Here is a 2,933-nt window from a genome sequence, read left to right on the forward strand (position 1 = left end):
GTAAGCGATGAATAATCACCCGTTCACGACCTCCAGGGAACCTCAAATGTTCAGGTTCCCACGATTTTCCGGTCTTACGTTTTCGATATCTGTTATGCCTGTGCATCTTTCCTTTATGAAATCACTCCATGGCATCAGCTTTTCTATGCCTGCGGGCTCATCCTTGTAGTCCGGCATATACAGCAGCAGAGTGTACAGATATTGAAAGATGTTCAGGCCATTCGCCTTTGCTGTTTCTATGATACTTAATACGATTGCACTTGCTATTGCCCCGTTGGTAGTATCATGAAACAGAAAGTTCTTACGCCCGGTCACATAAGTTTTTGCCCGGCGTTCTGCTGCGTTATTGGAGATCTCACATCTTCCATCCAGCAGATAATTCATAAGGGTTTCCTTATGGTTAAGAGCATAGTTCACTGCCTTTTCTAGTTTGCTCCCTCCTGCAGGATCCAGTGTGTCCAGCCAGCTCCAGAATTCATTCCAGACAGCCGGTTCTTTTTCCTGGCGTCTCTGACTTCGCTCTTCTGCTGGAAATCCTTTGTAAAGACGTTCCAGGTAAAAGAGGCGGTTACAGAATGCGACACCCTTTTCGGCAGGAAGCAGCTTCTCATCTGCAGCAGTCCCTTCCGGCGGTTCCGTGATCTCCTGTTCGGAATTGATATCCAGCAGCTTCAGGTTTTTCTGACGGGCTTTTGGGACTGCCTCAAAAAACTTACGTCTACAGTGGGCGAGACAGCATACTAGGATAACGTCCTCGATCCTTCCGTATGCAGCATATCCATCGCAGTGGAGCAGCCCGGTAAAACCGGACAGGAATTCAATCGGATGATCCCCGCTACGTCCTGGCCGATAATCATACAGGATAATGGGCGGTAGCCCATCCGTCCCGCTCAGATAGATCCACATATAGGATTTTGAGGTGGCACTTTTCCCTTCTTCATGAAGGACCTGGCATGGGACTTCGTCGGCATGGAGTACCTCCCTCTTCAGAAGTTCCTGATGCAGGACCTCATAGACCGGAAGGAGATAGTTCAGCGCACAGTAGTTATACCAGTGTGCCGCCGTTTCCCTTGGGACAGGCACTCCTTTTTCAAGCCAGTCCTTTGACTGCCGGTAAAAGGGAAGGTGCAGGAAGCTTTTCTGGTACATGACAGTTGCAACCATATCTGGTGAAGCGGGGCTGTGTGCAAGAAGCGGCGTTGGTGTTTTCCCTTCCAGGATGGTCGTCTCATCTTCTTCACGGCATACCGGGCAAACAAGGGTTTCCTGCATATACCGTACCCGGACGACCTTTGCTGGGGTGATGCGCAGCTCTTCCCGGACAAACTTATAGCCCAGATGTTCCATTTTGGAATCACAGTCCGGACAGATACGTTCTTCTTCCGGGATATCACATGGAACTTCTACTACGGGAAGGGCCTCGTACAGATCGGCACGGACGGATTTCTTCTTTCTGACCCGTTTATGCTCTTTTACAATTGTCGTTGGCTCCGCCTCTGGGACGGTTTCTTCTACTGGTTGGGAAGCCTTTGTCTTTTCACTGGATGATCCAAAGAGCTTCCGCTTCAGCTCATCCAGTGTTTCATTCAGGTTTGCAATGGTACTGCGCAGATCCTTTATGGTTGCTCTCAGGTCAGTGATCGTCTGTTCCTGTTCTTTATTCGTTTTTAATAGAAGCTGGATCATTTCCTCGGCATCAAGCGGCATAGCGGTCTCCGTCCTTTGTTTTCTTACTACTATTATAAGAAAATATCAGCCAGATGGCAAACTGCCGGAAATGCTGGTACCGTCAATCTGACGGTATCCCATATGTGGATATCTCTCCCAAAAGAATAAGACTGCATACGGATTTTCCATCCTCTTTAGAAAGATATCCACATCCTTTCTGGCAGGAGACCTGTCCATCCAGACATCATCCACATGACACCTGGACAAAGAAGGTCTGACTGTGGATAACGGTAAGAGCACCTTTCCGGAACTGGAAATACAGGATCTTTAAATTCTCCGTTTTGCACAAAATATTAAAAATCCTTCTTTTTCCCACCGCTTTTGATCGCTTTGGGCTGATCGATAGAAAGGCCTTCCATAAGCCAGCGGAATTCCTGACGGGTCAGGAGCCGGGCTTCCGAAGCATTCCGGGGCCACTGGAACCTGCCGCTTCCATCAAGCCTTTTTTGCAAAAGTACAAACCCATCCTTGTCAAAATGCAATGCTTTGAGTTTGCGGCTGTCCCTTCCACAGAAAAGGTAAACCGCATTTGCGTAGGGATCAAGTTCGTAAACATCACGTATGATCGCCATGAGGCCATCAAAACTCTTGCGCATATCTGTCCGGCCGGTTATCACGAAGATCTTTGATACACCGGACAAGTCACCTAACAAAGGCACTGCAGCACAGACAGGATATTGGATATGGTCTCACGGTGTGCTGCATTTGTGATCTCGATCTGAATGCCATGGTATGCTATTTTTACAGCAGTATCAGAAGAGATCTCTGGAACAGCCGGGCTGACGGATGGACAGGGAACCGCTTCCCCAAAAGCCAGCTGGACAACTTCCTGCTTTCCTAAAAAAGTAGAATGAATAGGTTCCGGGATCGTACAGGCTTTCTTTCTGAGCCTTCGTATCTGGTAGTAAAAGTTACTTGTATGAATATGATGTTCCTCACACCAGCATTTGTCAGAGAGACCGCTGGAACGGCATTCCTGGATTAGGCTGAGCCACTCTTCATCGGTACGTCTTGGATTTCTTTGTGTCATAAGTATTCAACTCCTGTTCTTGTATTTGGAGTGGAATTAGCATAGATTCTCGGAACAGATTGAAGTAAAATGCTCCTAAGTGCCAAAACTGGAAGAGTAAGAGAGACCACTCCTTTGAGGAGATTATCTCACAAATTTGAGGAGATGAAAAACCGGGTGATTATTCATCGCTTAC

General features: G+C 47.6%; 3 protein-coding genes. All 3 read right to left on the reverse strand.

Features of this window, described 5'->3' with window-relative positions:
• Window positions 1-42: 42 nt before the first annotated feature.
• The 3 genes from tnpC to tnpA all read right to left on the reverse strand — a co-directional run bounded on the left by tnpC (window position 43) and on the right by tnpA (window position 2,758).
• Complete coding sequence (gene tnpC, locus DWW13_RS18175) at window positions 43-1,707, reverse strand: IS66 family transposase (RefSeq protein ID WP_117762083.1); 1,665 nt, start codon at window positions 1,705-1,707, stop codon at window positions 43-45.
• 314 nt (window positions 1,708-2,021) lie between these two features.
• Complete coding sequence (gene tnpB, locus DWW13_RS18180; protein WP_226906458.1) at window positions 2,022-2,387, reverse strand: IS66 family insertion sequence element accessory protein TnpB; 366 nt, start codon at window positions 2,385-2,387, stop codon at window positions 2,022-2,024.
• A complete protein-coding gene (tnpA, locus tag DWW13_RS18185; RefSeq protein WP_117762081.1) occupies window positions 2,375-2,758 on the reverse strand; it encodes an IS66 family insertion sequence element accessory protein TnpA in 384 nt (127 codons plus the stop codon). The genes tnpB and tnpA overlap by 13 nt, the downstream gene beginning before the upstream one ends.
• Between the last annotated feature and the right edge of the window lie 175 nt (window positions 2,759-2,933).

This window comes from Blautia sp. AF14-40 (assembly GCF_003479665.1).
Taxonomy (GTDB): Bacteria; Bacillota; Clostridia; order Lachnospirales; family Lachnospiraceae; genus Fusicatenibacter; species Fusicatenibacter saccharivorans.